This is a genomic window from Vibrio sp. QJM3NY_15 (genome assembly GCF_057785995.1).
In genome coordinates this window covers 3282339-3308298 of sequence record NZ_CM173517.1, presented here as the reverse complement: position 1 = coordinate 3308298, position 25960 = coordinate 3282339, and the positions used below count along the sequence as shown (strand labels likewise).

The 25960-nt window shown below is 45.3% G+C and carries 39 protein-coding genes; 35 read left to right on the top strand and 4 right to left on the bottom strand.

Annotation, left to right across the window (positions count from 1 at the left end; all coding sequences use genetic code 11):
* Positions 1–165: 165 nt before the first annotated feature.
* Positions 166–636 (bottom strand): TIGR02444 family protein, encoded by a 471-nt coding sequence (locus AC3CKG_RS14930; protein WP_017108556.1) that lies wholly within the window; start codon positions 634–636, stop codon positions 166–168.
* On the bottom strand, positions 633–2555 hold the full coding sequence (locus tag AC3CKG_RS14925; protein ID WP_017108555.1) for an ABC transporter ATP-binding protein: 1923 nt from the start codon (positions 2553–2555) through the stop codon (positions 633–635). Before AC3CKG_RS14925 ends, AC3CKG_RS14930 begins: the two co-directional genes overlap by 4 nt.
* Positions 2556–2728: 173 nt before the next feature.
* Here AC3CKG_RS14925 and kefG point away from each other — a divergent pair, with 173 nt between their 5' ends.
* The 5 genes from kefG to AC3CKG_RS14900 all read left to right on the top strand — a co-directional run bounded on the left by kefG (position 2729) and on the right by AC3CKG_RS14900 (position 7335).
* Entirely contained in the window at positions 2729–3313 is a 585-nt protein-coding gene (gene kefG, locus AC3CKG_RS14920; protein ID WP_017104663.1) for a glutathione-regulated potassium-efflux system ancillary protein KefG, read from the top strand.
* Positions 3300–5096 (top strand): glutathione-regulated potassium-efflux system protein KefB, encoded by a 1797-nt coding sequence (kefB, locus tag AC3CKG_RS14915; protein ID WP_065104116.1) that lies wholly within the window; start codon positions 3300–3302, stop codon positions 5094–5096. The genes kefG and kefB overlap by 14 nt, the downstream gene beginning before the upstream one ends.
* Before the next feature lie 146 nt (positions 5097–5242).
* Positions 5243–5443, top strand: a complete 201-nt coding sequence (locus AC3CKG_RS14910) for a YheV family putative zinc ribbon protein (RefSeq protein WP_020477226.1) — start codon at positions 5243–5245, stop codon at positions 5441–5443.
* A gap of 94 nt (positions 5444–5537) precedes the next feature.
* The gene (gene slyD, locus AC3CKG_RS14905; RefSeq protein ID WP_017104666.1) at positions 5538–6134 is read left to right on the top strand and encodes a peptidylprolyl isomerase; all 597 of its coding nucleotides are present in this window, start codon (positions 5538–5540) and stop codon (positions 6132–6134) included.
* Positions 6135–6369: 235 nt separating this feature from the next.
* Positions 6370–7335, top strand: coding sequence for an isoaspartyl peptidase/L-asparaginase family protein (locus AC3CKG_RS14900; protein ID WP_428780968.1), 966 nt, complete (start codon positions 6370–6372; stop codon positions 7333–7335).
* Between the two features lie 181 nt (positions 7336–7516).
* On the opposite strand, the gene AC3CKG_RS14895 is transcribed toward AC3CKG_RS14900, so the two are convergent.
* Positions 7517–7744 (bottom strand): SlyX family protein, encoded by a 228-nt coding sequence (locus AC3CKG_RS14895; protein WP_004729640.1) that lies wholly within the window; start codon positions 7742–7744, stop codon positions 7517–7519.
* A gap of 5 nt (positions 7745–7749) precedes the next feature.
* A complete protein-coding gene (locus tag AC3CKG_RS14890; RefSeq protein WP_102485518.1) occupies positions 7750–8727 on the bottom strand; it encodes a WD40 repeat domain-containing protein in 978 nt (325 codons plus the stop codon).
* 131 nt (positions 8728–8858) lie between these two features.
* On the opposite strand from AC3CKG_RS14890, the gene fkpA reads away from it, so the two are divergent.
* From fkpA to rplO, 30 genes are all read left to right on the top strand, one after another.
* Positions 8859–9635, top strand: coding sequence for an FKBP-type peptidyl-prolyl cis-trans isomerase (fkpA, locus tag AC3CKG_RS14885; protein ID WP_102575132.1), 777 nt, complete (start codon positions 8859–8861; stop codon positions 9633–9635).
* Between the two features lie 217 nt (positions 9636–9852).
* Positions 9853–10578, top strand: a complete 726-nt coding sequence (locus AC3CKG_RS14880; RefSeq protein ID WP_004729851.1) for a helix-turn-helix transcriptional regulator — start codon at positions 9853–9855, stop codon at positions 10576–10578.
* Complete coding sequence (gene tusD / locus AC3CKG_RS14875) at positions 10572–10961, top strand: sulfurtransferase complex subunit TusD (protein ID WP_076668808.1); 390 nt, start codon at positions 10572–10574, stop codon at positions 10959–10961. The genes AC3CKG_RS14880 and tusD overlap by 7 nt, the downstream gene beginning before the upstream one ends.
* The gene (gene tusC, locus AC3CKG_RS14870) at positions 10958–11314 is read left to right on the top strand and encodes a sulfurtransferase complex subunit TusC (RefSeq protein ID WP_017104670.1); all 357 of its coding nucleotides are present in this window, start codon (positions 10958–10960) and stop codon (positions 11312–11314) included. Before tusD ends, tusC begins: the two co-directional genes overlap by 4 nt.
* Before the next feature lie 8 nt (positions 11315–11322).
* The gene (tusB, locus tag AC3CKG_RS14865; protein ID WP_076668810.1) at positions 11323–11598 is read left to right on the top strand and encodes a sulfurtransferase complex subunit TusB; all 276 of its coding nucleotides are present in this window, start codon (positions 11323–11325) and stop codon (positions 11596–11598) included.
* 181 nt (positions 11599–11779) lie between these two features.
* On the top strand, positions 11780–12154 hold the full coding sequence (rpsL, locus tag AC3CKG_RS14860) for a 30S ribosomal protein S12 (protein ID WP_012604917.1): 375 nt from the start codon (positions 11780–11782) through the stop codon (positions 12152–12154).
* Positions 12155–12257: 103 nt separating this feature from the next.
* A complete protein-coding gene (gene rpsG, locus AC3CKG_RS14855) occupies positions 12258–12728 on the top strand; it encodes a 30S ribosomal protein S7 (RefSeq protein WP_017073678.1) in 471 nt (156 codons plus the stop codon).
* A gap of 165 nt (positions 12729–12893) precedes the next feature.
* Entirely contained in the window at positions 12894–14990 is a 2097-nt protein-coding gene (fusA, locus tag AC3CKG_RS14850) for an elongation factor G (protein ID WP_017104672.1), read from the top strand.
* A 146-nt stretch (positions 14991–15136) separates the two neighbouring features.
* Complete coding sequence (gene tuf / locus AC3CKG_RS14845; RefSeq protein ID WP_012604914.1) at positions 15137–16321, top strand: elongation factor Tu; 1185 nt, start codon at positions 15137–15139, stop codon at positions 16319–16321.
* Positions 16322–16800: 479 nt separating this feature from the next.
* Complete coding sequence (gene rpsJ / locus AC3CKG_RS14840) at positions 16801–17112, top strand: 30S ribosomal protein S10 (RefSeq protein ID WP_004736761.1); 312 nt, start codon at positions 16801–16803, stop codon at positions 17110–17112.
* Positions 17113–17126: 14 nt separating this feature from the next.
* Entirely contained in the window at positions 17127–17756 is a 630-nt protein-coding gene (gene rplC / locus AC3CKG_RS14835) for a 50S ribosomal protein L3 (RefSeq protein WP_004736763.1), read from the top strand.
* A gap of 16 nt (positions 17757–17772) precedes the next feature.
* The gene (gene rplD, locus AC3CKG_RS14830; protein WP_017104673.1) at positions 17773–18375 is read left to right on the top strand and encodes a 50S ribosomal protein L4; all 603 of its coding nucleotides are present in this window, start codon (positions 17773–17775) and stop codon (positions 18373–18375) included.
* Positions 18372–18674, top strand: coding sequence for a 50S ribosomal protein L23 (gene rplW / locus AC3CKG_RS14825; RefSeq protein ID WP_004738802.1), 303 nt, complete (start codon positions 18372–18374; stop codon positions 18672–18674). The genes rplD and rplW overlap by 4 nt, the downstream gene beginning before the upstream one ends.
* Before the next feature lie 14 nt (positions 18675–18688).
* Positions 18689–19513, top strand: coding sequence for a 50S ribosomal protein L2 (gene rplB, locus AC3CKG_RS14820; RefSeq protein ID WP_017104674.1), 825 nt, complete (start codon positions 18689–18691; stop codon positions 19511–19513).
* Positions 19514–19532: 19 nt separating this feature from the next.
* A complete protein-coding gene (gene rpsS / locus AC3CKG_RS14815; protein WP_004736729.1) occupies positions 19533–19811 on the top strand; it encodes a 30S ribosomal protein S19 in 279 nt (92 codons plus the stop codon).
* 10 nt (positions 19812–19821) lie between these two features.
* Positions 19822–20154 carry a 50S ribosomal protein L22 gene (gene rplV, locus AC3CKG_RS14810; RefSeq protein WP_004736732.1) on the top strand — a complete coding sequence of 111 codons (333 nt, stop codon included), beginning with the start codon at positions 19822–19824 and terminating at the stop codon, positions 20152–20154.
* A gap of 18 nt (positions 20155–20172) precedes the next feature.
* Positions 20173–20871, top strand: a complete 699-nt coding sequence (gene rpsC / locus AC3CKG_RS14805; RefSeq protein ID WP_004736734.1) for a 30S ribosomal protein S3 — start codon at positions 20173–20175, stop codon at positions 20869–20871.
* A gap of 11 nt (positions 20872–20882) precedes the next feature.
* On the top strand, positions 20883–21293 hold the full coding sequence (gene rplP / locus AC3CKG_RS14800) for a 50S ribosomal protein L16 (protein ID WP_004736736.1): 411 nt from the start codon (positions 20883–20885) through the stop codon (positions 21291–21293).
* Positions 21293–21484 carry a 50S ribosomal protein L29 gene (rpmC, locus tag AC3CKG_RS14795; protein ID WP_004736737.1) on the top strand — a complete coding sequence of 64 codons (192 nt, stop codon included), beginning with the start codon at positions 21293–21295 and terminating at the stop codon, positions 21482–21484. Before rplP ends, rpmC begins: the two co-directional genes overlap by 1 nt.
* A complete protein-coding gene (gene rpsQ / locus AC3CKG_RS14790) occupies positions 21484–21738 on the top strand; it encodes a 30S ribosomal protein S17 (RefSeq protein WP_004736739.1) in 255 nt (84 codons plus the stop codon). Before rpmC ends, rpsQ begins: the two co-directional genes overlap by 1 nt.
* Positions 21739–21899: 161 nt before the next feature.
* Positions 21900–22271 (top strand): 50S ribosomal protein L14, encoded by a 372-nt coding sequence (gene rplN, locus AC3CKG_RS14785; RefSeq protein WP_004736740.1) that lies wholly within the window; start codon positions 21900–21902, stop codon positions 22269–22271.
* 11 nt (positions 22272–22282) lie between these two features.
* The gene (gene rplX / locus AC3CKG_RS14780) at positions 22283–22600 is read left to right on the top strand and encodes a 50S ribosomal protein L24 (RefSeq protein ID WP_017108547.1); all 318 of its coding nucleotides are present in this window, start codon (positions 22283–22285) and stop codon (positions 22598–22600) included.
* Between the two features lie 24 nt (positions 22601–22624).
* Positions 22625–23164 (top strand): 50S ribosomal protein L5, encoded by a 540-nt coding sequence (rplE, locus tag AC3CKG_RS14775; RefSeq protein WP_004738790.1) that lies wholly within the window; start codon positions 22625–22627, stop codon positions 23162–23164.
* 16 nt (positions 23165–23180) lie between these two features.
* Positions 23181–23486 carry a 30S ribosomal protein S14 gene (gene rpsN / locus AC3CKG_RS14770; protein ID WP_004736747.1) on the top strand — a complete coding sequence of 102 codons (306 nt, stop codon included), beginning with the start codon at positions 23181–23183 and terminating at the stop codon, positions 23484–23486.
* A gap of 29 nt (positions 23487–23515) precedes the next feature.
* On the top strand, positions 23516–23908 hold the full coding sequence (gene rpsH, locus AC3CKG_RS14765; protein WP_017104676.1) for a 30S ribosomal protein S8: 393 nt from the start codon (positions 23516–23518) through the stop codon (positions 23906–23908).
* A 10-nt stretch (positions 23909–23918) separates the two neighbouring features.
* The gene (gene rplF / locus AC3CKG_RS14760) at positions 23919–24452 is read left to right on the top strand and encodes a 50S ribosomal protein L6 (RefSeq protein ID WP_017104677.1); all 534 of its coding nucleotides are present in this window, start codon (positions 23919–23921) and stop codon (positions 24450–24452) included.
* A gap of 9 nt (positions 24453–24461) precedes the next feature.
* Entirely contained in the window at positions 24462–24815 is a 354-nt protein-coding gene (gene rplR / locus AC3CKG_RS14755) for a 50S ribosomal protein L18 (protein ID WP_017104678.1), read from the top strand.
* A 14-nt stretch (positions 24816–24829) separates the two neighbouring features.
* Positions 24830–25330 carry a 30S ribosomal protein S5 gene (rpsE, locus tag AC3CKG_RS14750; RefSeq protein ID WP_004736754.1) on the top strand — a complete coding sequence of 167 codons (501 nt, stop codon included), beginning with the start codon at positions 24830–24832 and terminating at the stop codon, positions 25328–25330.
* A gap of 7 nt (positions 25331–25337) precedes the next feature.
* Positions 25338–25514, top strand: coding sequence for a 50S ribosomal protein L30 (gene rpmD / locus AC3CKG_RS14745; protein ID WP_004736756.1), 177 nt, complete (start codon positions 25338–25340; stop codon positions 25512–25514).
* Between the two features lie 5 nt (positions 25515–25519).
* Entirely contained in the window at positions 25520–25954 is a 435-nt protein-coding gene (gene rplO / locus AC3CKG_RS14740; RefSeq protein WP_004736758.1) for a 50S ribosomal protein L15, read from the top strand.
* Positions 25955–25960: the final 6 nt, after the last annotated feature.

Sequence of the window (25960 nt, the reverse complement as noted above, 5' to 3'; positions counted from 1 at the left end):
GAGCTTTTAGTGAAACGCCCACGTTTTTATTTGAGCTTGGTTGATTCTCGGCATAAGCGCAAGGGTTTCACAAAGACGGGCTACAAAAACACGCCATGAGTAACTGGTTGAATAATATCAAGGTTAAGCTTGGATCTAGACGAAATAAAAGGGAAAGGCAACGAGTTAAGGCTGAGGGGCTGGTTCAGAAAAAGCATCATAGAGGTTTTCTGCGCCGAGTAGCCGACAATACTCAAATGCGAGTGGCGATTGTTGATTGTCAGAGAGATGCAGAGAGTTGATGCAATCAACGAGATCAGATTGCTGTTGCTTCTCTAACTGCAGCTCAAACTGGAGTGCTTCGCGGTAGAGAGAATCGACAACTTGAGGTTTGAGGTGCTTACGCAGCTCTCGATAGCTGTGAAGAAGAGTTTCAGAGCGGCTCAAGCACTGTTGAACTTTGTGCCACTCTTCTTCAGCAAAAGACAATTGCTGCTCATCAAGCCATTTGAGAAGCAGCAGTAGATTGACGTTGCCGTGGAACTGGTTTTGCAAAGCTAAGCACGCATCCTTTACACCGCGCACACTGTAATACTGAAGGCTAAATTGCCATAGTCGTTCCAGTGTTAGTGATATCGGGGCGTGCTCTGGGCTCATAAGCTATCCATTTCCTGTTCCATTTGCTCAAGCTCTTCTTGAGTGGACATCCAATCCATTTCAACTTCTTCTAGCTGTGATTTACTGCTCGCTTGCAGAGCGAGTACTTTATTCAGTTTAGCCTTATTTTCAGCTTCATAAAGTGAAGTGTCAGATAATTGCTGTTCAGCCTCTTCAAGATCAAGCGTCAACTTATCCATTTTCTTTTCAAACTGAGTCAATTGTTTGCGAATAGGCGCGGTCAGTTTTCTGAACTCGGCTTCTTTACGTTTTTGTTCTTTCTTCGATGCCGCACTGTTTGCACTGTCTTTAGCCGGAGCTAACGCTTGCGCTTCTTTACGTTCAATTTTTTGCTGTTCAGTCAGCCATTTATAGTAATCGTCAAGATCACCATCAAACGGCGCAACCTGACGGTCATGTACTAGGTACAAGTCATCGGTGGTTGCTCGCAGTAAGTAACGGTCGTGCGATACGATAACCATCGCACCTTCAAACGTTTGCAGTGCAAAGGTCAGCGCCTGACGCATGTCGAGATCCAAGTGGTTGGTTGGTTCATCGAGTAATAATAGATTTGGTTTTTGCCATACCAGCAGAGCCAGTACTAATCGTGCTTTTTCACCACCCGAAAACGGAGCCACTTTATCGAGTGCTTTTTCACCTTGGAAGCCAAAGCTGCCTAGGTAATCTCGCAGTTGTTGCTCAGTGTGTTTTGGCGCAATCTGCATCATGTGTTGCAGTGGCGTTTCTTCTGGGTGCAGCGTCTCTAATTGATGCTGAGCGAAGTAACCCATCTTAACGCCTTGCGAATAGCTCAGCTCACCACCTTGCTGTTTCAGTTCGCCTGAAAGCAGTTTGATCAGTGTCGATTTACCCGCACCGTTTCGACCCAGTAGACCGATACGGCTACCCGGAACAAGGTTAAGGCGAATCTTTTCTAGAATCAGGTTGTCGTCGTAACCCGCTGATACCTCATCCATCATCATGATTGGGTTAGGCAGCGCGTCTGGCTCTCTAAATTCAAAGCTGAATGGGTTATCAAATTGAGCGGGTAGCACTTGTTCCATCTTTTCAAGCGCTTTAATACGGCTTTGAGCTTGGCGAGCCTTTGAAGCTTTGTAGCGGAAACGGTCAATGTAGCTCTGCATGTGAGACATTTGTTTCTGCTGCTTTTGGAACATCGCTTGTTGCAGAATAAGTTTTTGAGCACGTTGAGTCTCAAACGACGAGTAGTTACCGGTGTATTCGTTCAGCTGTTGGTTTTCAACATGCACGATGCGGTTGACGATAGGGTCTAAGAAGTCTCTATCGTGCGAGATAAGAACCAGTGTGCCTGGGTAGTTTTGTAGCCAGCGCTCTAACCACATCACAGCATCTAAATCTAAGTGGTTGGTTGGTTCATCGAGTAGCAGTAAGTCACTGCGACATAGAAGGGCTTGCGCTAAGTTCAAACGCATACGCCAACCACCCGAAAATTGGGTCAGGTTCCATGTCATTTGCTCTTGGCGAAAACCAAGGCCATCAAGTAATTCAGCTGCTCGTGAATTGATGGTGTAACCACCAATGGTTTCAATCTTGCCGTGTATCTCTGCTACCAGTGTGCCGTTGTCGGCTTGTTCCGCTTTTGCCAGCTGCTCTTCAAGGCCACGATATTCTCTGTCACCATCAATCACATATTCAATGGCTTTTCTTTCTAATGCAGGGGTTTCTTGTGCAACCCAAGCCATTTCCCAGTGAGCGGGTTTACTGAATGAACCGGCATCAATCGATAGCTCGTCTTTAATTAAGGCGAACAACGTAGATTTACCACAGCCATTTTTACCGACTAAACCGACTTTGTCGCCAGGATGAAGGGTTGCAGATGCTTGGTCGAGAAGTGGCTTACCGCCGCGTAGCAATTGAATATCAGAGAAAGTAATCATATAGAGGTAGCATAGAAATTAGAGGTGAACAGACGCCTGCATAGTAGGCTGAATCCAGATAAAAGTCGATCACAATGCAATTTGCGTTATGATGCCAATAACATATTAATAACTTTTGCTTAAATTCTTGTGGCCTTGCCACCGTTTAGCTCTAAAAGGAATGTTTCAAAGGAATGAGTAATACTCCCTCGACACAAAAAGCTGTGCCAAAGGTGCTAGTGATCTACGCACACCCTGAGCCACAAACCTCTATTGCCAATCAAATGATGGTTAAAAAGATAGAGTCGCTTGGGCATGTCAAAATCCATGATCTCTACGCGACGTATCCTGATTTCTTTATTGATGTGCCTTATGAGCATGAGCTACTGCTTCAGTATGATGTGATTGTCTTCCAACACCCTTTGTTTATGTATTCATGCCCATCACTACTGAAAGAGTGGTTTGACCGAGTATTAGGCAAAGGTTTTGCGTTTGGTGAGCAGAGTGCCCTTAAGGGAAAACACTGGCGCAGTGTGATCACGACTGGTGGTAAAGAAGAGGCGTTTGGAGAGGCAGGCTATAATAAATATCCATTACAAGAGATTTTGCAGCCATTCGAGTTAACCGCTGCTTTGTGTCAGATGCACTGGATGTCACCTTTGGTTTTACACTGGGCAAGAAACGTCTCGGACATGACGCGTTACCAACACGCGGAAGCTTATCGAAACTGGTTGCGAGACCCGCTACAAGATATAGGAGCGAATGATGGCTCTGACTAACGATTTTCTACAAAGTAGCGTTATTTTTTTAGCGGCTGCTGTGGTCGCGGTTCCTATCGCGCAGCGAGCTGGCCTAGGCTCAGTACTCGGCTATCTATTAGCTGGCGTGGCGATTGGCCCTTGGGGGCTTGGTTTAATCAGTGATGTCGAAGCGATTCTGCACTTCTCCGAGTTCGGGGTGGTACTGCTGCTCTTTCTGATTGGTTTAGAGCTTAACCCTAAAAAATTGTGGCAGATGCGGGCGCCTATTCTCGGATTGGGTGGCGCGCAGGTGTTGATCACCACTCTGATTATTACCGCCATCGCCTGTCTGTTCGGGTTAACTTGGCAAACCAGCCTGGTAATAGGTATGGGTTTAGCGCTGTCTTCGACAGCCATTGCCTTGCGCGTTATTGAAGAGCGAGAACTTGGTGGCAAAGAAGCGGGGCAGTCAGGCTTTGCAGTCTTACTTTTTCAGGATATTGCCGTAATCCCTATGTTGGCGATGCTGCCTTTGCTCGCGGGTAATACGGGCGGCAGTTGGGCTGACATGTTGTGGATGCTAGGCGGTGTGATTGGCTTGCTTGTCGGTGGTCACTTCTTGTTGAGACCACTGTTCCGGTATGTAGTCATGAGCGGTGTGCGTGAGTTGTTCACGGTTGCAGCGTTGTTATTGGTGATTGGTATTGCCGTCATCATGCAGCAGATTGGTTTATCGATGGCATTAGGTACTTTCTTGGCGGGCGTCCTTCTGGCTGAAAGTGAATATCGACACGAGTTAGAAATCGCGATTGATCCATTCAAAGGGTTACTGCTTGGTCTGTTCTTTATCTCTGTGGGTATGGCGGTAAACCTAGGTTTATTGGCAGAAAGCCCATTCGCAATACTTATCGCAGTGTCGTCTCTGGTCGTATTGAAAGGTTTGGTGCTGTATGCGCTGGCTCGTATCTTCGGCACTCAAGCTAAAGCGCGTAGCCGAATGGCGATGATTCTCAGCCAAGGTGGTGAGTTTGCCTTCGTTATTTTTACCGCAGCGAGTGCACAAGGCATCTTAAGCGGCGACCAAGTGTCGTTCTTATTGGTTGTTGTAAGCCTTTCTATGGTGACCACGCCATTGATGCTTAAACTGCAAGACCGATTCTTTGCTCGTCAACTTAACCAAATCAGTGAAAGTGCGATGTCTTCGGATGTGGTTGATCGTAGCCCTCGAGTGATTATTGCGGGCTTTGGTCGTTTCGGTCAGATCATTGGTCGTCTGATGTATGCCAATAAGATTCGTATCACTGTCCTTGAAAGTGATGCCAGCCAAATACACATCCTTAGAAAGTTCGGTTACAAGGTGTTCTACGGTGATTCTACTCACCTTGAATTATTACGAGCTGCGGGAGCTGATAAGGCAGAAGCCATTGTGTTGTGTACCGATTCTCCCGATGAAATCATGAAGACCGTGGATTTATGTAAGCAGCATTTCCCACAGTTAAAGATTTTAGCGCGTGCTCGAAGCCGTGTTGAAGCGTATCAATTACTTAACCATGGTGTGAGTAACTACTCGCGTGAAACCTTCCTTGGGGCATTAGATTTAGGTCGTCAAACATTGACCGAACTTGGCATGCATCCATATAAAGCGAAGCGAGCAGAAGCACACTTTAGGAAATTGGATAATGGTATGCTGAAAGAGTTACTTCCTCAGCATAATGAAGATGCCGAGTTAGCCCAGCGAGCGAAAGAGGCTCGTAAAGAGCTCGAAGAGATTTTTGGACACGAGATGGAAAACGATCACCAATCTCGAAATTACTGGCAATAGTCTGGAGTGAATAGCTCTTCAGAACTTAAAATCCAGATATTATAGTCAACAACAATACACCCTAATAATAAACGCGGTCTCTACAGAGTCTTTAACTCAGAGATGAATAGAAGAACTGCGAATCCAGAGTAGTAAAGGATATGAACGTGAAACAGAAAAAACGCTTTATCGCTGGGGCGAGCTGCCCAAGCTGCAGTACTCAAGACACACTCCGTTGGTGGGTTGAAAATAATATCGAGCTGGTGGAATGCGTCGATTGTGACTTCACCGAGCAGCGTAAACCGAAAACTGTAGAGAAATCTGAACACGCAAATCAAGAAATGATCGGTATTTTTAAGCCAGAATGATTGAGTTTCGTTAATTGATCCCCATAATATCCCGGTACAGAATTTTTCCTAAGCTCAACTGTTCGAGTTTAGTCCAAACCTCCTTGGAGCTCTCATGAAAATTGAAAAGAACGTAGTAGTTAGTGTTGCATATCAAGTGAAACTTGAAGATGGCGTAGTAGTTGACCAATCAACTGCAGAAGCTCCACTAGATTACCTTCACGGTCACAACAACCTAATTACAGGTCTTGAAAAAGAGCTTGAAGGCAAAGTAGCTGGCGACAAGTTCTCAGCAACTGTTACTCCAGAAGACGCATACGGCGATCACAACGATGACCTAGTTCAACGTGTTCCTGCTGACGTGTTCCAAGGTGTTGAGCAAATCGAAGTTGGCATGCGTTTCCTAGCGGATACTGACCAAGGTCCAATCCCAGTTGAAGTTACTGAAGTAGACGGCGACGAAGTTGTTGTTGATGGTAACCACATGCTTGCTGGCCAAACTCTAACGTTTGACGTTGAAGTTGTAGCGGTTCGTGAAGCGACTGAAGAAGAAGTTCAGCACGGTCACGTACACCAAGAAGGCGGCTGTGGCAGCCACGGTCACGACCATGATCACGACCACGAAGGCGGTTGTTGTGGTGGCGAAGGCCATGACCACGGTGAAGAGAAAAAAGACGGCTGCTGCGGCGGCGGTAGCTGTGGTTCTCACTAATACCGAATTAACGGTTTAGTTTAAGAATATTGAAAGCCTCCCTTGCGGAGGCTTTTTTCGTTTAGGAGCGGAGCTTTCTGAGCTGGCTTTTAATCTACCGAACTCAGTATCCTTAAATCTAAGCATCCGTAAATCTAAGCATTCGTAAAAAGTTTGGTTTTCGCTATCAGACATCAAACCTTGGATGTGGTATTGATAGCACAACATTATAAGACGACGTCAGTGGAGAGTTCGCATGTCACAGCCTTTTTCAATTGCCATTCATGGTGGTGCAGGCACCATCTTACGAGAGCAAATGAGCGATGAATTAAAAACGGGTATTACCGAGGCTTTGGAAAAGTCTGTTTTGGCCGGTTATCAAGTGTTGCAATCGGGTGGTGATGCTCTGGATGCGGTGGTTGCATCGGTTAAAGTGATGGAAGACAGTCCGCATTTTAATGCCGGTAAAGGTTCGGTTCTGACTCATGATGAATTTGTTGAGATGGATGCTTCTGTCATGCACGGTCGCGAAATGGATGCGGGTGCTATTGCCGGTGTCCGTCATATCAAAAACCCGGTAGAGCTGGCTCGTGACGTGATGCTTAAAAGCGATCACGTACTGCTGATTGGTGAAGGCGCAGAGAGGTTTGCGTTTGAGCATGAGTACACCTTCACCGAGCAAGATTACTTCTTTACTGAGCGTCGTTATGACCAACTTCAATCGATGAAAGAGAAAGGCATCTTTGCTCTGTCTGAAGCGAAATATGATGAACAACAAGCTCAGAAATACCCAGACGACAAAAAGTACGGCACGGTTGGCGCGGTGGCGTTAGACCAAGCAGGCAATTTAGCGGCCGCAACCAGCACTGGTGGCGTAACCAATAAAAAATACGGCCGTGTGGGAGATTCTCCAATTATCGGTGCAGGCACTGTTGCTGAAAATGGCAACGTGGCCGTGTCAACGACAGGCATGGGTGAGTTCTTCCTTAGAAAGATGGTTGCCGGTGATGTAGCAGCACGAATGCGTTATCTCAAAGAAGATGTGCATACGGCTTGTGAACACATCATTCAAGGTGAACTGAAAACCATGGGCGGTGAAGGTGGCTTGATTGCTATCGATGGCCAAGGTGATATTCACTTCGGTATGAACAGTTCAGGAATGTATCGCGCGAGTGTTGATACGAACGGCTGCGTAGAAGTGAAGATTTATGCCGATGACTAAGCTTGTATTGGCTTAACTGGCTTTAGTTGAATTAGTGCAGACTAAACAAACAAAAGGGCGACAGATAAGCATCTGTCGCCCTTTTAGTTTTCTATGTTCCGTCCTGAAATGTGCTTACACATCGAGGACGAGAGACTAGCGATGTGCGTCACTAGAACCCATTCGTTATTTGGAGCCGCACTTAATAGTGGGGAGGTGGCGTCTCTTCTGATGCGTCAGCGAGGTTTGAGCCATCCATATTTTTCACTTTACCCACCACGAACTTCATTTGATCTTGCATTCTCGTGATCAACATCTGTTGTTGGCTAAGCGCTTCATTGAGTTCTTCAATGGTTTGTTCTTGGAAAGCCAACTGACATTCTAGGTCATTCACGCGGCTTTCTAGTTGTTCAATTCGCTTTTCTGTCATCGTTCTTAATCCACATTCCAAGCTTGGGCGATGCCCGCAGAGGTGCCCGATATCACACGGTTCTTTTCATCAAAGGCTGCATCATACACTACCGCACGGGGAGGGCGAGCATCTTTTAATGGCTTAGCATCGTGGCGAGAAATTCGTTTTCCATCTTGAGTATTCCACACGCTCACTTGGCTTGATGGCGTACCCGTCACCAACATACTACCGTCGTCAGAAAAGCGAGCACTAGAGAATATCAGCTGTCGAGACCAGCTCTGCAATTGCGCTTGAGGTTCACCCGTTTCTAGATCCCAAATCATCGCTTGGTTGCCGCCATCGGAAGTAAAAGCCAATTCTCCATCCCGTTGTAGTGCAACTCGTACTACTCTTTGTTCATGCTCGAAAGTACGTAACACCAAGCCGGATTCGGTATCCCAAAGGTAAGCTTTGTAGTCGTTACCGCCCGATAATGCGTAGCGCCCATTCGAAGAGAGGGAGACGGAATTAACTTTTTCTCGGTGAGCGAGGAACTCCAGACGGCGTCCGGTGACTAAGTCCACATAGATGGCTTTGCCGTTAGACAGGCCAAGTAAGACTTTTTCACCATTGCTGGATATGTCGACATCGCGAATCAAGCCATCGGAAATAGACCATAGCCCTTCAGCTTGAGTCCAAGATAGGTCCCAAACGGCGAAATTCATCTGACTGGCGGTAATCGCAAAGCGACCATTGTCAGAGATGCGAATCCGCGATATTTGGTTTTCGGATTGGTCTTGCGGGCCGAGTTGAGCGAGCTCTTTGTTTTGGTCTAAGTCCCAGAGCAGTAAGTGTTTTTGCTGAGAGTAGAGTAGCGCGAAGCGTCCATCTCTGCTTAGGGCAAAGCTGGTGGCACCATTGGGTTCTATTTCCCAACGTTGCTCATCATCTTGGAAGAAAAAACATCCATTTAACAAGGTGATGACAATTGCACATAGCAATGAATGGAAAAATATTTGCATCACGTCTAATAATCCGGTTTTTGTCGAAAGACATATGACTAGTATATTGTTATAACTAACGTATTCACACCAATCTAATCATTAGATTTGTGCACAATAACCAATGGCTTGGCCATTAATTGGAGAATTCAATGAAATCAGTTTTAAAAGTATCACTGCTTGCCGCAACGGTTATGCTAGCAGTTGGTTGTCAGAAAGAAGAACCAAAGGCAGAAGCTCCACAGGTAGAAGAAGCTAAAGTTGCAGCAGTAAACTTTAAAACAGAAGACGACAAAGCGGCATACGCAATCGGCGTATCTTTCGCGAACTACCTAAGCACAAGCATTGATAAGCCAAGCGAGCTAGGCATCAACCTAGACAAAGATATGGTTCTTCAAGGTATCGAAGACGTATTTGCAGAAAAAACTGCACTGAACGAAGAAGAAACTCGCGCTGCGCTTGAAGCTCTAGACAAGCGTGTTGCTGAAACAATGCAAGCACAAGCGGCAGAGAAATCAGCTGAAGTGAAGAAAGTGGGTGATGACTTCCGCGCTGAGTTCGCTAAAACTGAAGGCGTGAAGCAAACTGAATCTGGCCTACTTTACCAAGTAATGACAGCTGGCGAAGGCGCATCTCCAAAAGACACTGATACGGTTCAAGTACACTACAAAGGTACGCTAACAGACGGTACTCAGTTCGACAGCTCTTACGATCGTGGCGAACCAGCAACATTCCCACTAAACCGCGTAATCCCGGGTTGGACTGAAGGCGTACAACTGATGCAAGTTGGTTCTAAGTACAAATTCGTAATCCCGCCAGAGCTAGCATACGGTGAGCAAGACACACCGACTATCCCAGCTAACTCAACACTAGTATTTGAAGTTGAGCTACTGAAAATCGATAACGCTGAAGCAGCTCCTGCTCAGTAATATCGAACGAAAGTATCGAATGAATATTTCGTATTAAAATTCGTGGATTGAATAAAAAGCCTAACGTTGAGTTGGGCTTTTTTTTGCTTTTTAAATGAGTATTTGATTTTTAAAGTTGTTCTAAATCACTAGTTGCAATGTTAGCTAGGTGTGCAATTAAAATTTTCTGATAAACTTACATAAATTTGTTGATTTTTCACACGAAGGTAAGGAATAAGTGACTACTACAGAAACAGTCAATGCGGATGTGTTACTTGAAATGGAATCAGTCCACGTCATGCCATTCAGTGAACACGATAAAATTATCTTAAGATCTTATGAGGCCGTGGTTGACGGTATTGCGAGTCTTATCGGTCCGTTTTGTGAAATCGTTTTACACTCTTTAGAAGACCTCAATACTTCTGCGATTAAAATTGCCAACGGCGAAAATACAGGTCGTCAGGTTGGTTCGCCGATCACCGATCTTGCATTAAAGATGCTGAAAGATATTGAAGGTTCTAAGCGTAACTTCTCACGTTCATACTTTACTCGTGCTAAAGGCGGAGTATTGATGAAGTCGATCACGGTTGCTATCCGCAATGGTGAAGACCGAGTGATTGGCTTGTTGTGTATTAACGTAAACCTAGATGCGCCATTCTCACAAGTACTGCAATCTTTCATGCCTACGCAAGATGCGGACGAAGCTGCATCATCAGTAAACTTTGCAAGTGATGTGGAAGAGCTTGTCGACCAAACGGTTGAACGCACCATTGAAGAAATCAATGCAGACAAATCAGTATCGAACAATACTAAGAACCGTCAAATCGTGATGGAGCTTTACGACAAAGGTATTTTCGATATTAAAGACGCGATTAACCGTGTAGCTGAGCGATTGAATATCTCTAAGCACACCGTTTACTTATACATTCGTCAACGCAAAACAGAGGATGAAGAGGGTTGTTAAGCTACACACTCCTAGTTAATGGGCCGGTTTACGGCTCACAATCCGCAAGAAGTGCTTATCAGTTTGCAGTGGCTCTATTGAAACAGGGCCACAAACTCCACAGTGTGTTCTTCTATCAAGATGGTGTTAGCAATGGCTCTGGCATTACTGTACCTGCTAATGATGAATTTGACTTGGCTTCCGCTTGGCAAAAACTGGCGGATGAGCACAATATTAGCCTAGAGACATGTGTTGCTGCTGCGCTCAGACGCGGAGTGATCAGTACGGACGAAGCCACACAACATCAATTGAGTGCCTCTAACTTGGCGGCTGGGTTTACCCAAGCTGGGTTAGGGAGCTTATCTGAAGCACTTTTAACGCAAGATAGGGTTGTGCAGTTTTGAGCAAATTGGCCTTTGTATTTAACACTTTTCCTCATACGACGGCTGCGGGTAGGGAAGGGCTAGACGCACTGCTAGCGGCTTCAGCCTATAGTGAAGACATTACCGTATTCTTTGTCGGTGATGGCGTTACACAGCTTCTCAAGGCTCAACAGCCAGATGAATCCCTATCACGTGACTATATTTCTGCATTCAAGCTCATGGATCTCTACGACATAGAGCAGGTTTACGTGTGCCAACATAGCCTCAATCAGTTCGGCCTCTCGACAGATAACTTGTTGATCGATGTGACTGCGCTAGAAGTGAGTGAGTTGACGCAGAAGTTAGCTCAGAGCCAAAAAATACTGACTTTCTAGGGAACGTTATGCTTCATATTGTAAAATCAGTAGATAAACTCAAGCTTGCATTAGCGTACTCGCAACAACAGGATCACATCCTTTTGTTGGAAGATGCGGTGTATGTTTGCCTACCAAATCATGAGTTATTCAATCAAATCTCAACCGTTGAACACGTGTCGGTATTAAAAACAGATCTAGATAGCCGAGGTTTACAACAACTTGCTTCAAGCACTCTGAATCAAGTGGACTTCGATGGATTCGTCAAACTGACGGTTTTGAACGACAAATCAGTAACTTGGTAGCTGTGTTTTATCAGTATGGTTAAAAAAAGACCATCCTGAGCTCTAGACGGCTAAAAAAGATCTGTATATTTCTTGACACACATCCCACTGCTGAATAGAATTTTGCGTCCCTATTTACACTATGTGTAATAGGGCTAGATTTTTCATCAAGCTTACTTTCAAGTAAATCAGGAGCTAGTTAATGGCAACTATTAACCAGTTGGTACGTACTCCTCGTGTAAAGCAGGTTGTTAAAAGCAACGTGCCTGCACTAGAAGCGTGCCCACAAAAACGTGGTGTATGTACTCGCGTATATACTACTACTCCAAAAAAACCGAACTCAGCACTACGTAAAGTATGTCGTGTTCGTCTAACTAACGGCTTTGAAGTTACTTCATACATCGGCGGCGAAGGTCATAACCTTCAAGAACACAGTGTTGTTCTTATCCGTGGTGGTCGTGTTAAAGATTTACCAGGTGTGCGTTACCACACTGTTCGCGGTGCACTTGACTGTGCAGGCGTTAACGACCGTAAGAAAGGTCGTTCTAAGTATGGTGTGAAACGTCCTAAGTCTTAATGCGTCTTTTTTTAAAAGAAAGCGTTAAGTAAGGCCAAACACTATTTATTTATTATTCTGAAAAGTTTTGGAAAAAACCTGAAGAAGACAACGGAGAAATTCCATGCCACGTCGTCGCGTAATAGGCCAGCGTAAGATCCTTCCAGATCCTAAGTTCAAATCTGAACTGCTGGCAAAATTCGTTAACATCCTTATGGTTGACGGAAAAAAATCTACTGCAGAGAAGATTGTTTACACTGCACTAGAAACTATGGCTGAGAAATCTGGTAAAGATCACTTAGCTGTATTTGAAGAAGCTCTTGAAAATGTTCGCCCAGCGGTAGAAGTTAAATCTCGCCGTGTGGGTGGTTCAACTTACCAAGTACCTGTAGAAGTTCGTCCGGTTCGCCGTAACGCTCTTGCTATGCGTTGGGTAGTTGAAGCTGCGCGTAAGCGTGGTGAAAAATCTATGGCTCAACGCCTAGCTGCTGAAATGCTAGACGCGTCTGAGAACAAAGGTACTGCGGTTAAGAAACGTGAAGACGTTCACCGCATGGCTGACGCAAACAAAGCGTTCGCACATTACCGCTGGTAATACCTTTTCAGTGCTGCAAGGTTCCTTGCAGCACTTCTTTAGTTCCTATGCTTATGCTAGGAACTATTGCTATTTCTAGGGCAAAGCTTTTTAGCGAAGCATCGCTTTTAACGCACAATCTAGACATAGCAATAGTCCCTAAGTCTCTAATAAGAGGATTCAACCGTGGCTCGTAAAACTCCTATTGAGCAATACCGTAATATCGGTATCGTTGCTCACGTAGATGCAGGTAAAACAACCACAAGTGAACGTATTCTGTTCTATACCGGTCTTTCTCACAAAATCGGCGAAGTTCACGATGGTGCAGCAACCATGGACTGGATGGAGCAAGAGCAAGAGCGCGGTATTACGATCACTTCAGCAGCAACTACTACGTTTTGGCGTGGTATGGAAGCTCAGTATTCTGACCACCGTATCAACATCATCGATACTCCTGGACACGTTGACTTCACAATTGAAGTAGAACGTTCTCTGCGTGTACTTGATGGTGCAGTTGTTGTTTTCTGTGGCTCATCTGGTGTTGAACCTCAGTCAGAGACAGTATGGCGTCAAGCTGATAAGTACCAAGTTCCACGTATGGTTTTCGTTAACAAAATGGACCGTACCGGCGCAGACTTCTTGCGCGTAGTTGAACAGATCAAGGACCGCCTAGGTGCGACTCCTGTTCCGATTCAACTGAACATTGGTGCTGAAGAAAACTTCCAAGGTGTTGTCGATCTTATTAAGATGAAGGCAATCAACTGGAACGAAGCTGACCAAGGCATGACTTTTACGTACGAAGACATTCCAGCAGACATGCAAGAAATGGCTGAAGAATATCGTACAGAACTTGTTGAAGCTGCTGCAGAAGCAAATGAAGAGCTGATGGATAAGTACCTTGAAGAAGGTGAATTAACAGAAGCTGAAATCAAACAAGGTCTTCGTACTCGTACCCTTAACAATGAAATCGTACTTGCAACTTGCGGTAGTGCTTTCAAAAACAAAGGCGTACAAGCTGTTCTAGATGCAGTTGTTGATTTCCTTCCTTCTCCAGTCGATGTACCTGCAATTAAAGGTATCGATGATGACGAGAATGAAATCGAGCGTCACGCGGACGACAAAGAACCGTTCTCAGCGCTAGCATTTAAAATTGCAACAGACCCATTTGTTGGTACTTTAACTTTCATCCGTGTTTACTCTGGTGTTGTTGAAAGCGGTAAAACAGCTTACAACTCTGTGAAGAAACAACGTGAACGTTTAGGGCGTATTGTTCAAATGCACTCAAACAAACGTGAAGAAGTAAAAGAAGTACGAGCAGGTGACATCGCAGCCATTATCGGCCTTAAAGATGTTACTACTGGTGAAACTCTATGTGACCAGAACCATAAAATTGTTCTTGAGCGTATGGAATTCCCAGATCCAGTTATTCAGATCGTTGTAGAGCCTCGCTCTCAAGCTGATCAAGATAAAATGACTATCGCGTTAGGTAAGCTAGCGGCAGAAGATCCATCGTTCCGTGTTGAAACGGATGACGAAACTGGTCAGACACTAATCTCTGGCATGGGTGAACTGCACTTAGATATCATCGTTGACCGCATGAAGCGTGAATTCAGTGTGAACTGCAACGTTGGTAATCCGCAAGTTGCTTATCGTGAAACCATTCGTGGTACAGCGAAAGCTGAAGGTAAATTTATCCGCGAACATGGTGGTAAAGGACAGTACGGTCACGTGTGGCTGAAACTGGAACCATCAGAAGCCGGTGAAGGCTTTGTCTTCGTAGATGAAATTGCCAATGGTATCGTGCCAAAAGAGTTCATTACCTCTGTCGCTAAAGGCGTTGAAGAGCAAATGAACAATGGTGTATTAGCGGGCTATCCAGTTTTGGATATCAAAGCTACACTATATGATGGTTCTTACCATGAAGTAGATTCAAGTGAGATGGCGTTTACAATCGCTGCCTCTATGGCTTTCAGAACGGGTGCACTAGAAGCGCAACCAGTTTTGCTTGAGCCTATGATGAAAGTTGAAGTAACTACTCCAGAAGACTGGATGGGTGACGTTGTTGGCGATATTAACCGTCGTCGCGGCATCATCGAAGGTATGGACGAGGGGACAGCTGGCCTGAAGATAATTCGTGCACAAGTTCCGTTGTCTGTCATGTTCGGTTACGCAACTGATTTACGTTCTGCGACACAAGGTCGTGCTTCTTACTCTATGGAGTTTAGTGAGTACGCCGAAGTGCCAAAAAATGTTGCTAATGCAATCATTGCAGAGCGTGGTTAAACAAAAGGGATGCATTTTTTTCATTTTTTGAAAGATCAATGCGTCCAAATATTGCGCTAACGAGAGTTGGCGCATAAAATAGCAATTTCTGGCGCGTCTCGCTCAATAATGAACGTGGCGAATCATAACTAGGAAGGAACACGATTGTGTCTAAAGAAAAATTTGAACGTACGAAACCGCACGTAAACGTTGGTACTATCGGCCACGTTGACCACGGTAAAACAACTCTAACTGCTGCTATCTGTACTACACTTGCAAAAGTGTACGGCGGTGTTGCTAAAGATTTCGCATCTATCGATAACGCTCCAGAAGAGCGCGAGCGCGGTATCACAATCGCAACTTCTCACGTTGAGTACGATACTCCTGAACGTCACTACGCACACGTAGACTGTCCTGGACACGCCGATTATGTTAAAAACATGATCACTGGTGCTGCTCAAATGGACGGCGGTATCCTAGTTGTTGCTGCTACAGATGGCCCTATGCCACAAACTCGTGAGCACATCCTACTTGGTCGTCAAGTTGGTATCCCTTACATCATCGTATTCATGAACAAATGTGACATGGTTGATGACGAAGAGCTACTTGAGCTAGTAGAAATGGAAGTTCGTGAACTTCTTTCTGAGTACGAGTACCCAGGAGACGACCTTCCAGTAATTCAAGGTTCTGCACTTGGCGCTCTAAACGGCGAAAAGCAGTGGGAAGACAAGATCGTTGAGCTTGCAGAAGCACTAGATTCTTACATTCCACTTCCAGAGCGTGCTGTTGACCTACCGTTCCTACTTCCTATTGAAGATGTATTCTCAATCCAAGGTCGTGGTACTGTTGTTACTGGTCGTATCGAGCGCGGTATCCTACGTGTAGGTGACGAAGTAGAAATCGTTGGTATCAAAGAGACTACTCTTACTACTTGTACTGGTGTTGAAATGTTCCGTAAACTGCTTGACGAAGGTCGTGCAGGTGAGAACGTTGGTGCACTTCTACGTGGTACTAAGCGTGATGACGTTGAACGTGGCCAAGTACTTTCTGCTAAAGGTTCAATCAACCCACACACTAAGTTTGAGTCTGAAGTATACGTACTTTCTAAAGACGAAGGCGGCCGTCACACTCCTTTCTTCAAGGGTTACCGTCCACAGTTCTACTTCCGTACAACTGACGTAACAGGCGATATCACTCTACCTGAAGGCGTAGAAATGGTAATGCCAGGTGACAACGTTCAAATGACTGTTGAGCTAATCGCTCCAATCGCAATGGACGAAGGTCTACGTTTCGCAATCCGCGAAGGTGGCCGTACTGTTGGTGCTGGTGTTGTAGCTAAAATCTTCGCTTAATCGCGTATTGATTTTGCACACTCTTCATTAGAAGAACTGCATTAAAAAAGGGAAGCTTCGGCTTCCCTTTTATTTTTCTAACCTTTTTCGTTTCTACAATTCCCCAAGTGTTTCCCCGTTCTTTGCTATTCGACTTTCGTCATTCAGCTACCATCGATTGCTTTCATCAAATATATTCCGATTATTTTTCCAACGCCACTTGCATACCAAAATGTGATCTGTATAATGCATCGCACTGGCTAACGCCGGTTTGTGAACCAATGAGCACTGAGGAGTAGGTCTTACCTAGTAATGTATACTCAGCTTATGTTCGCGGTTAATAAAAATAGTAAACCTTGTGTTTACTTCAAAAGTTAACTGACAATGCGTCCTGATTTTGGATGCTACGGTTTCACATAAATCAATCGGCATTCTCTCGTTCTTTCGAGCTTGAGTGGCGATATTGTTTGTGTAATTTTTAATAATTGGAGCTCTGTCTCATGCAGAACCAACGTATTCGTATCCGCCTTAAAGCGTTTGATTACAAGTTAATCGATGCTTCAACTGCGGAAATCGTTGAAACAGCAAAACGTACTGGCGCACAGGTTCGTGGTCCTATTCCACTTCCTACTCGTAAAGAGCGTTTCACTGTTCTTACCTCTCCACACGTCAACAAAGATGCACGTGACCAGTACGAAATTCGTACTCACAAGCGTTTGATCGACATCGTTGAGCCAACAGATAAAACTGTTGATGCTCTAATGCGTCTTGATCTTGCAGCTGGCGTTGATGTTCAAATCAGCCTAGGTTAAGGGAGATAAGAATAATGATTGGTCTAGTCGGACGTAAAGTGGGTATGACCCGCGTATTTACCGAAGAAGGCGTTTCTATCCCAGTAACTGTTGTTGAGGTTGAAGCGAACCGTATTTCTCAAGTTAAAACTCTTGAGACAGACGGCTACGCAGCAATCCAAGTAACTACTGGTGCTAAGAAAGCTAACCGTGTAACTAAACCTGAAGCTGGTCACTTCGCGAAAGCGGGTGTTGAAGCAGGTCGCGGTCTTTGGGAATTCCGTTTAGAAAACGGCGAAGAGTTTGAAGTTGGCGCTGAGCTAAACGTAGAACTTTTCAACGAAATTAAAAAAGTAGACGTTACTGGTACATCTAAAGGTAAAGGCTTCCAAGGCGCTATCAAGCGTTGGAACTTCTCTACTCAAGATATGACTCACGGTAACTCTTTGTCTCACCGCGCACCGGGTTCAATTGGCCAATGTCAAACTCCAGGCCGCGTGTTTAAAGGCAAGAAAATGGCAGGTCACATGGGTGCTGAGCGTGTAACGACTCAAAACCTAGAGATCGTACGTGTTGACGCTGAGCGCAATCTACTCCTTATTAAAGGTGCAGTACCAGGCTCAACAGGCGGTAACGTGATCGTAAAACCTGCTGTTAAAGCATAACGTCTAGGAGTAAGTAATGGAATTGATGGTTAAAGGTGCTGATGCACTAACTGTTTCCGAGACTACTTTCGGACGTGACTTTAACGAAGCTCTAGTACATCAAGTAGTTGTTGCGTATGCAGCAGGTGCTCGTCAAGGTACTCGTGCTCAAAAGACTCGTTCTGAAGTATCAGGCGGCGGTGCTAAGCCATGGCGCCAAAAAGGTACTGGCCGTGCACGTGCTGGTACAATTCGTAGCCCAATCTGGCGTACAGGTGGTGTTACTTTTGCTGCGAAACCACAAGATCACAGCCAAAAAGTTAACAAGAAAATGTACCGCGGTGCTATGAAAAGCATTCTTTCTGAGTTGATTCGTCAAGAGCGTCTAATCGTTGTTGATAACTTCTCTGTAGAAGCACCAAAAACAAAAGAACTTTTAGCTAAGCTTAATGAGCTTCAGCTTAACGACGTTCTGATTGTAACTGGCGAAGTAGATGAAAATCTATTCTTAGCTGCTCGTAACCTGTACAAAGTTGACGCACGTGATGTTGCTGGTATTGATCCAGTATCTCTAATTGCATTCGACAAGGTTCTAATGACTGCTGACGCAGTTAAGCAAGTTGAGGAGATGCTAGCATGATCACTGAAGAACGTATCTTAAAAGTTCTACGTGCTCCGCACATCTCTGAAAAAGCAACTATGGCGGCTGAGAAAGCGAACACTATCGTTTTCAAAGTAGCTAAAGATGCAACTAAGAAAGAGATCAAAGCAGCTGTAGAAAAGCTATTTGAAGTTGAAGTTAAGTCAGTAAATACTCTTGTACAAAAGGGTAAGACCAAACGTCAAGGTATGCGTGAAGGCCGTCGTTCAGACGTGAAAAAAGCCTACGTTACTTTGAAAGAAGGTCAAGATCTTGACTTCGTTGGCGGCGCGGAATAACAGGAGTAGTAAAAATGGCTATTGTTAAATGTAAGCCGACTTCCCCTGGTCGTCGTCACGTCGTTAAAGTTGTTAACGCTGACCTGCACAAGGGTAAGCCATACGCACCACTTCTAGAGAAAAACTCTAAGAACGGTGGTCGTAACAACAACGGTCGTATCACAGTACGTCACATCGGTGGTGGTCATAAGCACCATTACCGTTTGATTGACTTCAAACGTACTAAAGACGGTATCCCAGCGAAAGTTGAGCGTTTAGAATACGATCCAAACCGTAGTGCTAACATCGCTCTAGTTCTGTACGCAGACGGTGAGCGTCGTTACATCATTGCACCTAAAGGTGTTAACGCAGGTGACCAGATTCAATCTGGTTCTGATGCGCCAATCAAAGCAGGTAACACTCTGCCGATGCGCAACATCCCAGTAGGTTCTACTGTACACTGTGTTGAACTTAAGCCTGGTAAAGGTGCTCAACTAGCTCGTTCGGCTGGTGCATATGTACAAATCATCGCTCGCGATGGTGCATACGTAACTATCCGTCTACGTTCTGGTGAGATGCGCAAAGTACTTTCTGAAGGTCGTGCAACGATCGGTGAAGTTGGTAACTCTGAGCATATGCTACGTGAACTTGGTAAAGCTGGTGCTTCACGCTGGCGCGGCGTACGTCCAACCGTACGTGGTGTAGTAATGAACCCGGTGGATCACCCACATGGTGGTGGTGAAGGCCGCACATCTGGTGGTCGTCACCCAGTTTCTCCTTGGGGCGTTCCTACTAAGGGCTTCAAGACTCGTAAGAACAAACGCACTGACAAGTACATCGTACGTCGTCGTAATAAATAATCTATAAAGAGGAATCGCCATGCCACGTTCTCTCAAGAAAGGTCCTTTTATTGACCTACACTTGCTGAAGAAGGTAGAGAAAGCGGTGGAAAGCGGAGACAAAAAGCCTATTAAGACTTGGTCCCGTCGCTCAATGATCATCCCAACAATGATTGGTTTGACCATCGCTGTCCATAATGGTCGTCAGCACGTTCCAGTTTTCGTTACCGAAGAAATGATCGGTCACAAACTGGGCGAATTTGCACCAACTCGTACTTATCGCGGTCATGCTGCAGATAAGAAAGCTAAGAAGAAATAAGGAGTAGATGATGGAAGCTTTAGCTAAACATAACTTTGCTCGTATTTCTCCACAGAAAGCTCGCTTAGTTGCAGACCAAATTCGCGGTAAGTCGGTAGACCAGGCTCTAGAAATTCTAACTTTCAGCAACAAAAAAGCTGCTGTACTAGTTAAGAAAGTTCTTGAGTCAGCTATCGCTAACGCGGAACATAACGAAGGTGCAGATATCGACGATCTAAATGTCGCTAAAATCTTCGTAGATGAGGGCCCTATCATGAAGCGCATTATGCCTCGTGCTAAAGGTCGTGCGGATCGTATCTTGAAGCGTTCAAGCCACATCACTATTGTTGTAGCAGATCGCTAAAGACTAGGAGATTAAGCAATGGGTCAGAAAGTACATCCTAATGGTATTCGTCTTGGCATCGTTAAGCCTTGGAATGCTACATGGTTTGCTAATACCAACGAATTCGCTGACAACCTAGACGGCGACTTCAAGGTACGTCAGTTCCTTACTAAGGAACTACAAAAAGCATCATTATCTCGTATCGTTATCGAGCGTCCAGCTAAGAGCATCCGTGTGACTATTCACACTGCTCGCCCTGGCGTTGTTATCGGTAAGAAAGGTGAAGACGTAGAGAAACTACGTGCAGCTGTAGCTAAAATCGCAGGTGTACCAGCGCAGATTAACATCGCTGAAGTACGTAAACCTGAGTTAGATGGTCAGCTTGTAGCTGATAGCATCGCGTCTCAACTAGAGCGTCGTGTTATGTTCCGTCGTGCAATGAAGCGTGCGGTACAAAATGCTATGCGTCTAGGCGCTAAAGGCATCAAAGTACAAGTAGGCGGCCGTCTTGGCGGCGCTGAAATCGCACGTTCAGAGTGGTACCGTGAAGGCCGTGTGCCTCTACACACTCTACGTGCAGACATTGATTACGCAACTTCTTCGGCTCACACTCAATACGGTGTGATCGGCATTAAAGTTTGGATCTTCAAAGGTGAGATTCTAGGCGGTATGCCAGCTGCTAACGCAGTAGAGCCTAAAGGCGATAAGCCTAAGAAGCAGCGTAAAGGCCGTAAGTAAGGAGTCGAACGATGCTACAACCAAAACGTACTAAGTTCCGCAAGGTTATGACTGGTCGTAACCGTGGTCTAGCTAAAGGTACTGAAGTGAGCTTCGGCGAATTCGGTCTTAAAGCTGTTGGCCGTGGTCGTCTGACTGCACGTCAAATCGAAGCGGCACGTCGTGCTATGACACGTCACATTAAGCGTCAAGGTCAAATCTGGATCCGTGTGTTCCCAGACAAACCGATTACTGAAAAGCCTCTTGAAGTTCGTCAAGGTAAAGGTAAAGGTTCAGTTGCGTACTGGGTTGCTCAAATCCAACCAGGCAAAGTTATGTACGAGATGAATGGCGTACCTGAAGAGTTGGCACGTGAAGCGTTCCGCCTAGCGGCACGTAAACTGCCTGTTAAAACTACTTTTGTAACTAAGCAGGTGATGTGATGAAAGCACAAGATCTACGCGAAAAGAACGTTGAAGAGCTTAACGCTGAGCTATTGAATTTGCTACGTGAACAGTTTAACTTGCGCATGCAAGCTGCAACTGGTCAACTACAGCAAACTCATACTCTAAAAGCTGTACGCCGTGACATCGCACGTGTGAAAACTGTTTTGACTGAAAAGGCAGGCGCATAATGAGCGAAACTAACCGCATCCAGCAAGGCCGTGTAGTAAGTGACAAGATGGACAAGTCTATCGTTGTTGCTATTGAGCGTACTGTAAAACACCCAATTTACGGTAAGTTCATCAAACGCACGACTAAAGTACACGCACACGACGAAGACAACACTTGTGGCCTAGGCGACAAAGTTGAAATCGCTGAGTGTCGTCCTCTGTCTAAGACTAAGTCTTGGACATTGGTTAAAGTTCTAGAAAAGGCGAAGATTTAATCTTTGTAATTCTATGACTTAAAGCGGCTCCAAATAATTTTTTGGAGCCGCTTGTTTTTTGTCTACCCAATTTAAAAAAAGGGTGGTACAATTCGCGTCCCTTTTAAAGAGGCAGCCCGACCCGAGAGGGTCTAGTTTTAATATTTAGCGGAGCACTAACAATGATCCAGATGCAAAGTACACTTGACGCAGCAGATAACTCTGGCGCGCGCAAGGTAATGTGTATTAAGGTTCTGGGTGGCTCTCACCGCCGTTATGCACATATCGGTGACGTCATCAAGGTTACAGTGAAGGAAGCGATTCCTCGCGGTAAAGTAAAGAAAGGTGATGTTCTGAAGGCGGTAGTAGTGCGCACCCGTAAAGGCGTTCGTCGCCCAGACGGTTCTGTCATTCGCTTCGACAGTAATGCTTGTGTATTGTTAAATGACACTACTGAGCAACCAGTCGGCACACGTATCTTTGGTCCTGTGACTCGTGAACTTCGTAACGCGAAATTCATGAAGATTGTATCACTAGCACCTGAAGTTCTGTAAGGAGCGGCAACATGGCAGCTAAAATCCGTCGTAATGACGAAGTAATCATTCTTGCTGGTAAAGATAAAGGCAAGAAAGGTAAAGTAACTAAGGTTCTGACAACTGGTAAAGTTGTTGTTGAAGGCATCAATCTTGTTAAAAAACACCAAAAGCCGGTTCCGGCTCTAGGTCAACAAGGTGGCATCGTTGAACAAGAAGCAGCTATTGATGCTTCTAACGTTGCAGTCTTTAACACGGCTACTGGTAAAGCAGACCGTATCGGTTTCCGTATCGAAGATGGTAAGAAAGTTCGTTTCTTCAAATCTAACGGCGAAACTGTTTCTAACTAATTAGAAGTAATTTGGAGTTCTACTATGGCGAAACTGCATGATTACTACAAGTCGTCTGTAGTCGCTGAGCTTACCAAAGAGTTCAGCTACACAAGCGTCATGCAAGTCCCTAGGATTGAGAAAATCACCCTAAACATGGGCGTTGGTGAAGCAATCAACGATAAGAAACTGCTAGAAAACGCAGCAGCTGATATGGCAACGATCTCTGGTCAAAAGCCACTTATCACTAAAGCGCGTAAATCTGTAGCTGGTTTCAAAATTCGTGAAGGCTACCCAATCGGTTGTAAAGTAACCTTGCGTGGTGAGCGCATGTGGGAATTTTTAGAGCGTTTAATCTCTATCGCACTTCCACGTGTACGTGATTTCCGTGGTGTTAGCGCTAAGTCTTTTGACGGACGCGGTAACTACAGCATGGGCGTTCGCGAGCAAATCATCTTTCCGGAAATCGACTACGATAAAGTCGATCGTGTCCGCGGTCTTGATATTACTATCACGACATCTGCGGGATCCGATGAGGAAGGCCGAGCTCTGCTGGCTGCCTTTAACTTCCCATTCCGTAAGTAAGGGTAGGGTTACTGTTATGGCTAAACAATCAATGAAAGCACGTGAAGCTAAACGTGCAAAACTAGTAGTTAAGTTCGCTGAAAAGCGTTCTGCGCTAAAAGTTATCATTAGCGATGTAAACGCATCTGAAGAAGATCGTTGGAATGCGGTTCTTAAACTGCAATCTCTTCCACGTGATTCAAGTGCATCACGTCAGCGCAACCGTTGCAACCAAACTGGTCGTCCACACGGTTACCTACGTAAATTCGGTCTAAGCCGTATTAAGGTTCGCGAAGCTTGCATGAAAGGCGAGATTCCGGGTCTTCGTAAGGCTAGCTGGTAATTGCCACTTAATCATTTGGAGTAAATCTTATGAGCATGCAAGATCCGATTTCGGATATGCTGACCCGCGTTCGCAACGGTCAGGCAGCAAACAAAGTTGCTGTAAAAATGCCTTCTTCAAAGCTTAAAGTTGCAATTGCTGCATTACTTAAAGCTGAAGGTTACATCGTAGACTTCGCTGTTGACGGCGAAGCAAAACCTGAGCTAGAAGTTACTCTTAAGTACTTCCAAGCTAAACCTGTAATCGAGCAAATCAAGCGTGTATCACGTCCTGGTCTAAGAGTTTATAAGAATAAAGACTCTTTACCTACAGTGATGGGTGGTCTTGGTATTGCAGTTGTTTCTACTTCCAAGGGTCTGATGTCTGACCGTGCTGCTCGTAAAGCAGGTCTTGGCGGTGAAATCATCTGTTACGTAGCTTAAGGAGTAGATTATGTCTCGTGTTGCTAAAGCACCTGTCGCTATTCCAGCTGGCGTAGAGGTGAAACTAAACGGCCAAGAAGTTACTGTAAAAGGTAGCAAAGGTGAGCTTACTCGCGTTCTTAACAGCGCCGTAGTTATTGCACAGGAAGAAACCAACCTTACTTTCGGTCCGAAAGAAGGCGTTACTAACGCATGGGCACAGGCTGGTACAGCTCGCGCTCTAGTTAATAACATGGTTGTGGGTGTTACTGAGGGCTTCACTAAGAAGCTAACTCTTAAGGGTGTTGGTTACCGTGCTGCTATGAAAGGCAATACTGTAGCTCTAACTCTTGGTTTTTCTCACCCAGTAGAGCACGCTCTACCTGAAGGTATTAAAGCTGAGTGCCCTAGCCAAACTGAGATCATCATTACTGGTTGCGATAAGCAAGTAGTAGGTCAAGTTGCGGCTGACATTCGTTCTTACCGTGCTCCTGAGCCTTACAAAGGCAAAGGTGTTCGTTACGCAGATGAAAATGTGCGTACTAAAGAAGCTAAGAAGAAGTAAGGTATCACTATGGATAAGAAAGCATCTCGCATCCGTCGTGCTACACGTGCACGTCGTAAGATTGCAGAACTTGGCGCAACTCGCTTGGTAGTACACCGTACTCCTCGCCACGTTTACGCTCAAGTTATCTCGGCAAACGGCTCTGAGGTTATCGCAGCTGCTTCTACTGTAGAAAAAGCGATCCGTGAGCAAGTTAAGAACACTGGTAACGTTGATGCAGCTAAAGCAGTTGGTAAAGCTGTTGCTGAGCGCGCTCTTGAAAAAGGCGTAGCTACAGTTGCATTTGATCGTTCTGGTTTCCAATACCACGGTCGAGTAGCGGCGCTAGCAGATTCTGCTCGCGAAGCTGGTCTGAAATTCTAAGGTAGGGTTGGAAGATGGCTAAAGAACAACAACAAGCTAATGATTTGCAAGAAAAGCTGATCGCTGTTAACCGTGTATCTAAGACGGTTAAAGGTGGTCGAATCATGAGCTTCACTGCACTAACAGTAGTTGGTGACGGTAATGGTCGCGTAGGTTTCGGTTACGGCAAAGCTCGTGAAGTACCTGCTGCGATTCAAAAAGCAATGGAAAAAGCGCGTCGTAACATGGTTACTGTTGCGCTTAACGAAGGCACTCTTCACCACCCGGTGAAAGGTCGTCATTCGGGCTCTAAAGTTTACATGCAGCCAGCTGCTGAAGGTACAGGTGTTATTGCCGGTGGTGCAATGCGTGCCGTACTTGAAGTTGCAGGCGTACATAACGTACTTTCTAAAGCATACGGTTCAACGAACCCAATCAACGTTGTTCGCGCAACGATTGGTGCTCTAGTAGACGTTAAGTCACCAGAAATGGTTGCTGCTAAACGTGGTCTAACTGTTGAATCTATTTCGGAGTAAGAACACGATGGCAACTATTAAAGTAACTCAAACTAAAAGCTCAATTGGTCGCCTACCTAAGCACAAAGCGTGTCTTAAAGGTCTAGGTCTTCGTCGCATCAACCATACAGTAGAACTTGAAGATACACCGTGCGTACGCGGTATGATCAACAAGGTTTACTACATGGTTAAGATTGAGGAGTAATCAGAATGCGTTTGAATACTCTATCACCGGCTGCTGGCTCTAAACCTTCTAAGAAGCGTGTAGGTCGTGGTATCGGTTCTGGCCTTGGTAAAACAGGTGGCCGCGGTCACAAAGGTCAAAAGTCACGTTCTGGCGGCTCTGTTCGTCCAGGTTTTGAAGGCGGTCAAATGCCTCTAAAACAACGTCTACCTAAATTCGGTTTCACTTCTCGTAAGAGCCTAGTGTCTGCTGAAGTTCGTCTAGCTGAGCTAGCGAAAGTAACAGGTGACGTAGTTGATCTTAACAGCCTTAAAGCTGCTAACGTTATCACTAAGAACATCGAGTTTGTTAAGATCGTTCTTTCTGGTGACCTAAGCAAAGCTGTGACTGTTAAAGGTCTACGCGTGACTAAAGGCGCTAAAGCTGCAATCGAAGCTGCAGGCGGTAAAATCGAGGAATAATCTCGA